The 6130-nt window shown below is 70.5% G+C and carries 5 protein-coding genes; all 5 read left to right on the forward strand.

Features of this window, described 5'->3' with window-relative positions; all coding sequences use genetic code 11:
* Positions 1 to 92: 92 nt before the first annotated feature.
* Positions 93 to 599 (forward strand): MarR family transcriptional regulator, encoded by a 507-nt coding sequence (locus tag Q1N79_RS09360; protein WP_300606905.1) that lies wholly within the window; start codon positions 93 to 95, stop codon positions 597 to 599.
* A complete protein-coding gene (locus tag Q1N79_RS09365; RefSeq protein WP_300606908.1) occupies positions 596 to 1441 on the forward strand; it encodes an ABC transporter ATP-binding protein in 846 nt (281 codons plus the stop codon). Before Q1N79_RS09360 ends, Q1N79_RS09365 begins: the two co-directional genes overlap by 4 nt.
* A complete protein-coding gene (locus Q1N79_RS09370; protein ID WP_300606910.1) occupies positions 1398 to 2222 on the forward strand; it encodes an ABC transporter permease in 825 nt (274 codons plus the stop codon). The genes Q1N79_RS09365 and Q1N79_RS09370 overlap by 44 nt, the downstream gene beginning before the upstream one ends.
* 973 nt (positions 2223 to 3195) lie before the next feature.
* The gene (locus tag Q1N79_RS09375) at positions 3196 to 4869 is read left to right on the forward strand and encodes a fumarate hydratase (RefSeq protein WP_300606913.1); all 1674 of its coding nucleotides are present in this window, start codon (positions 3196 to 3198) and stop codon (positions 4867 to 4869) included.
* A 19-nt stretch (positions 4870 to 4888) separates the two neighbouring features.
* A partial coding sequence (locus Q1N79_RS09380) for a serine/threonine-protein kinase (RefSeq protein WP_300606916.1) occupies positions 4889 to 6130 on the forward strand: 1242 nt, incomplete at its 3' end.

A 6130-nucleotide genomic window follows, 5' to 3' on the forward strand; every position in this document is an offset into this window, starting at 1 on the left:
ACGGCGCACCTGCCCCGGGGGCCTGGTTACGCACTGCGATCCCCGGCCGATACCTCTTGGCCCTGCCGTGCACGCCTCATATAGTTAGCTCTGTGAACGATGTAAGTACGGCGCCGCGGGGCGGCCTGGCGCGGTGCGCGTCGGCGGGCGCGGCCGAGCAAGCCAAGGCCGAGGCGGCTGAGCTGCTCACGGCGGTCGGGGCGGTACGCCGGGTGGCCCGCCGGGCGGTGCGCGTTTCCGCGGACGCGCAGGCGCTTCCGCCGGCGCGCTCGGAACTGCTCCGCCTCACCGCCCGCAGGCCGGGAATCAGCGTCGCTGAGGCGGCGCAGGAGCTGCGCCTTGCCCCGAACAGCGTGAGCACCATGGTCAGCAAGCTGACCGCGGACGGACTGCTCAGCCGGGGCCGGGCGGCGTCGGACGGCCGCTGCGCCCAGCTGACCGTGACCGACGAGGGCACCGCGCGGATCAGGCAGTGGCACGACATCAGGGCCGAGCTGGCCGGCCGCGCGCTCGAGCAGCTCGGCGCGGCCGACCGGCAGGCCATCAGGGCCGCCGTGCCCGCGCTGGCCAGGCTGGCCGAACAGATGGAGGAACTGTGACCGCTGGCGCCGCCGAAATCGCACCGCAGGAAACCACGACGCACGCGGTCCGCTGCGCGGACCTCAGCTATCACTTCGGCACCCACACCGCGGTGGACCACGTCGACCTGAACATCGCGCCAGGGGAGATGTTCGGCCTGCTCGGACCGAACGGCGCGGGCAAGACCACCACGATCCGCATGCTGACCACGCTGCTGAAGCCGGCGACAGGGACGGTGACCGTGCTGGGCATCGACGCGGTGGCTCATCCGATGCAGGTGCGGCGCGTGATCGGCTACGTACCCCAGATGCTGTCAGCGGACGCGAACCTGACGGGGGTCGAGAACGTCCAGCTGTTCGCCCGGCTCTTCGACGTGCCGCGCAAGGCAAGGAAGGACCTTGTGGACGGAACGCTGCGGGCGATGGGGCTGACCGATGCGGCCAACAGGCTGGCCGGCACGTACTCGGGCGGCATGATCCGCCGGCTCGAGCTAGCCCAGGCGCTGGTCAACGCGCCCCGGCTGCTGGTCCTCGACGAGCCGACGGTCGGCCTCGACCCGATCGCCCGTGGCGATGTCTGGGAGTACATAGAGCGGCTGCGCGAGGAACACGACATGACCGTGCTGATGACGACCCACTACATGGACGAGGCCGACGCGTACTGCGACCGGGTGTCGCTGATGCACCGCGGCACGATCCGCGCCACCGGCCGCCCCGCGGACCTGCGCTCAGGGCTCGGCGACGGCGCCACGCTCGACGACGTGTTCCGGCACTACACCGGCGACACCCTGGACGACGCACAGGAAGAAGGAGGCATCCGTGACGTACGCCGTGCCCGGCGCACCGCGCGCCGCCTGGGATAACCCAGTCGTCGGCCTGCGCCGGCTCGCCAACCGAATCGCCACGCTGTGCTGGGTGGAGCTGCGCAAGATCCGGCACGACCGCACCGAGCTGTACACCAGGGCCATCCAGCCAGCGCTGTGGCTGCTGATCTACGGTGAGGTCTTCACCCGCCTCCATGCGATCCCCATGCCAAAGGGCGTCTCCTACCTGGCCTATCTGTCGCCCGGCATCCTGGCGCAGTCCGCGCTGTTCATCGCGATCTTCTACGGCATCCAGATCATCTGGGAACGCGACGCCGGCGTGCTGACCAAGCTGATGGTGACGCCGACCCCCAGGTCCGCGCTGATCACGGGAAAGGCGTTCGCCGCGGGCGTGCGGTCGCTGATCCAGGGCGTGGTCGTCCTGATCATCGCCGCGATCCTCGGCGTCGCCTTCACCGACAATCCGCTGAAGATAATCGCCGCCATGGCCATCCTCGTGCTCGGCTCGGCGTTCTTCGCCTGCCTGTCCATGTCGATCGCCGGCGTCGCGCTCGCCAGGGACCGGCTGATGGGCATCGGCCAGGCGATCACGATGCCGCTGTTCTTCAGCTCAAGCGCGCTGTACCCGACCAAGTTCATGCCCGGCTGGCTGCAGGCCGTCAGCAAGGTGAACCCGCTGACCTACGAGGTCGAGGCACTGCGCGGCCTGCTGATCGGCACGTCCACGACGCTGTGGCTGGACACGGTGGTCCTGGTGGGCGCGACAGTCGCGAGCATTACCTGCGCCTCGCTGCTCCTCCCCCGGCTGGCCAACCGCTGACCCACGCGGTGCGCCTGATACGCCTGGTGCGCGCTGCTGGCGTGCCCAGCCCACCCCCGGAGCCGCCGGTTTTCACTGCGGCTGGCCGTCGCGGGCGTGTCGCGGGTTGCGCCTATCCGGATGATTTGTCCGGATTGCGGCGGTAGTTGGTCCCGCTTCACGCCGCCGCGCGTGCTGGTGGGGCCCCCACCGCGAAGCCCATTGCAATCTCGGGAAGTTAAGGGGCCGCGTCGCCGCTCCCTCGAGTGCACGTCACCTGGCCAGCTGATGTGCGTGTGAGCAGTGCGGCAAGGGCGCGGCAGGCTGGCCGGGGCGCGGGCGGCTGGCCGGCGGCCGTCTCAGATAGCGGGACGGCACCGGGAACTTAGGACCCGGGCCGCAGGTTTATTGCCCGTTTTATACCGATTTCCGGATGCCGCTCGGCTCCTATCTTGGCCGGCGCCCGCCGACCGCGCCCGGTATCGGTGGTTTGTCCGCCGGCAGGCTGGGCGGCTTAAGTTCCTGGCATTGAAGCCTATTGGCAGGCGGCGGGGGCTCCGCCGCCGATAGCGGCCGGGACCGAGCCAGCCTGGACCGGTCCCCGAACTGGCAGGTTATTGCCGGGCAGGGTCATAGGATACGGACTGCAGAACACGCCGTTTCGGTATGTGAGACCGCTGCGGGGAGCCGCCCATGCGGGGGGTTTCGGGGTCGCCCCCGGGGCTAACAGCGTCCACCGGGCGATAGAGCGACGGCGCCGCAGCTCAGCCGCCGCAGACGGGGGCACTGCGTGACGAGCAATCCACTCGCGGACGGGGGCACCGCGTGGCGCGGCGCCGCCGCTCCCGTCACAATACAAGCTTGGGTAAACGTAAACAAGTCGTGACTATCGGGACACGCCGCTGCGGGCTGTCGCAACGGAGCTCATACGGTAGGGCGCTAACCGGACACCTAAGCTGAGACGGCGGGAAGACGCGACACGAGGATGGCGACGATGACTGAGTTTTCGTTCACCGAGCTGCTTCCGCTCGGGCACGACGAGACCGTGTACCGGAAGATCGGTGCGGGCGGGGTGAGCAGGCACGCTGCGTTCGGGAGAAAATTCATCGAAGTCGACCCGCAGGCGCTCACCTCGCTGACCACGACGGCGATGCGCGACATCGCCCACCTGCTGCGACCCGGGCACCTGCGCCAGCTACGGTCCATCCTCGACGACCCCGAGGCGAGCCCGAACGACCGGTACGTCGCCCGCGACCTGCTGCAGAACGCCTGCATTGCCGCGGGCGGCGTGCTGCCGATGTGCCAGGACACCGGCACCGCCATCGTCATGGGCAAGCGCGGCCAGCGGGTGCTCACCGACGGCCGCGACGAGGAGCACATCGCCCGCGGCGTCTACGACGCGTACACGACACTGAACCTGCGGTATTCGCAGCTGGCGCCGCTGACCATGTGGGAAGAGAAGAACACCGGCTGCAACCTCCCGGCGCAGATCGAGCTGTACGCCACCGACGGCGAGCAGTACAAGTTCCTCTTCATGGCCAAGGGCGGCGGGTCGGCCAACAAGTCGTACCTGTTCCAGGAGACGAAGGCGGTGCTCAACCCGGCGCGGATGGCGTCCTTCCTCGAAGAGAAGATCCGCGCGATCGGGACGTCCGCCTGCCCGCCGTACCACCTCGCGATCGTCGTCGGCGGCACGAGCGCCGAGTTCGCGCTCAAGACCGCCAAGTACGCCTCGACCAGGTACCTGGACACGCTGCCGGCGTCGGGTTCGCCGGGCGGGCACGGGTTCCGTGACCTGGAGCTTGAGGCGCTGGTCCTCGGGATCACGCGCAAGATCGGGATCGGCGCCCAGTTCGGCGGCAAGTACTTCTGCCACGACGCGCGCGTGATCCGGCTGCCCAGGCACGGCGCGTCGTGCCCGGTGGCGATCGCGGTGTCGTGCTCGGCGGACCGGCAGGCGCTCGGCAAGATCACCGCCGACGGCGTGTTCCTTGAGGAACTGGAGACCGATCCGGCCCAGTACCTGCCCGATCCGTCCGCCGTGACGGAGTCACAGGGGGAGGTGGTCGCGATCGACCTCGGCAGGCCGATGTCGCAGATCAGGGCCGAGCTGGCGAAGTACCCGGTCAAGACGCGGCTGTCGCTGACCGGCCCGATGGTGGTGGCCAGGGACATCGCGCACGCGAAGATCGCCGAGCGGCTCGACGCGGGCGAGCCCATGCCGGCGTACCTGCGGGATCACCCGGTGTACTACGCGGGCCCGGCCAAGACGCCCGCCGGGTACGCGTCGGGGTCGTTCGGGCCGACGACCGCGGGCCGGATGGACTCCTACGTAGAGCGGTTCCAGGCCGCTGGCGGATCGTTCGTTATGCTGGCCAAGGGCAACAGGTCCGCGGGGGTGACCGAGGCGTGCAAGCGGCACGGCGGGTTCTACCTCGGCTCGATCGGCGGGGCGGCGGCGCGTCTGGCCCAGGACTGCATCACGAAGGTCGACGTGCTGGAATACCCCGAACTCGGCATGGAGGCGGTGTGGAAGATAGAGGTCCGCGACTTCCCCGCGTTCATCATCGTGGACGACAAGGGGAACGACTTCTACGCCGAGGCTTCCGGCCCGCTGCTGTCCATCGGCAGTTCCGCGTCCCTGTTGGCACAAACCAGCCGACCCTGAACGCTGGTATGGTCCGGCTATGCCCCCTATGACAGGGCGGGTCATCGCCGGGCGATACGCCCTTTCCGCACCCATCGGCCGTGGCGCCATGGGCGTGGTGTGGCGTGCCCGGGACCAGCTCCTGGACCGGGACGTGGCCGTCAAGGAAGTGGTGCTGTCGGCGGCGATCGGCGAGGACGAGCGGAAGAACGCCTACCAGCGAACGCTGCGCGAGGCGCGGACCGCGGCGCGCCTGTCCCACCGGGGCGTGGTGACCGTCTACGACGTGGTGGAGGAAGACGGCCGCCCCTGGATCGTCATGGAGCTCGTGCCGTCGCGTTCCCTGGACCAGGTGCTCACGGCGGAAGGGCCGATGTCCCCGCTGCGCGCGGGGCGGATGGGACAGCAGCTGCTCGCCGCGCTCGCCGCCGCGCATGCCGCCGGGGTGCTGCACCGCGATGTCAAGCCGAGCAATGTCCTGATCGCCCCGGACAGATCCGGCGGGGTCTGGGAGGAACGGGCGGTCCTGACCGACTTCGGCATCGCGCAGTTCGAGGGCGACCCGCGGCTCACGCAGACCGGCATGGTGATGGGTTCCCCCGGGTTCACCGCGCCGGAGCGGATCCGGGGCGGTGACGCCACGCCGGCGTCGGACCTGTGGTCGCTTGGCGCGACGATTTACAACGCGGTCGAGGGCCAGGGGCCGTATGAGGCGCGCGGCGGGGCGATCACCACGATGTCCGCGATCATCAACGAGGACGCGCCGCCGGCGGTGAGTGCCGGACGGCTCGGCCCGCTCATCGCGGCGCTGCTGCGCCGCGAGCCATCGGCCCGGCCTTCCGCCTCGACGGCCGCGCGGCTGTTCGCGGAGGTCTTGCCGCAACTGTCCGACGGTCCGCCGCACACGGCGACCGTGCGCTCCGCGTACGTTGCTGAACCGGCCGCCGCGGCGGGCTCGCTCGTGGCGCCCGCGCCGTCGTCCCCCGCCGGCGAGGCAGGCGAGGCGGCGCTGGCGGCGAAGGCCGCTCCGGCCGGCGCGGACGCTGCGGGCGCCGCGGCGCAGGCAGTGGGTGCGCCAGCCGTTGCGAGCGCCGGGGGCGGTGGGGGCGCCGGGGGCGCCGGAGCCGTCGTGAGCGCGGCGGGTGCCGCGGCCGACGGGCAGGCCGCGCCTGCCGACGAGGCGGTGCCCGTCGAGGCGGCCGAGTCGGGCACTCATGTGGCTACCTCGCGCGACGCCGTGGCAGCCGATTCCGCGGAGGTGCCTGGCGCTCGTGCGGCGGTG

The sequence above is a fragment of the Trebonia sp. genome (assembly GCF_030042015.1).
Taxonomy (GTDB): domain Bacteria; phylum Actinomycetota; class Actinomycetes; order Streptosporangiales; family Streptosporangiaceae; genus Trebonia.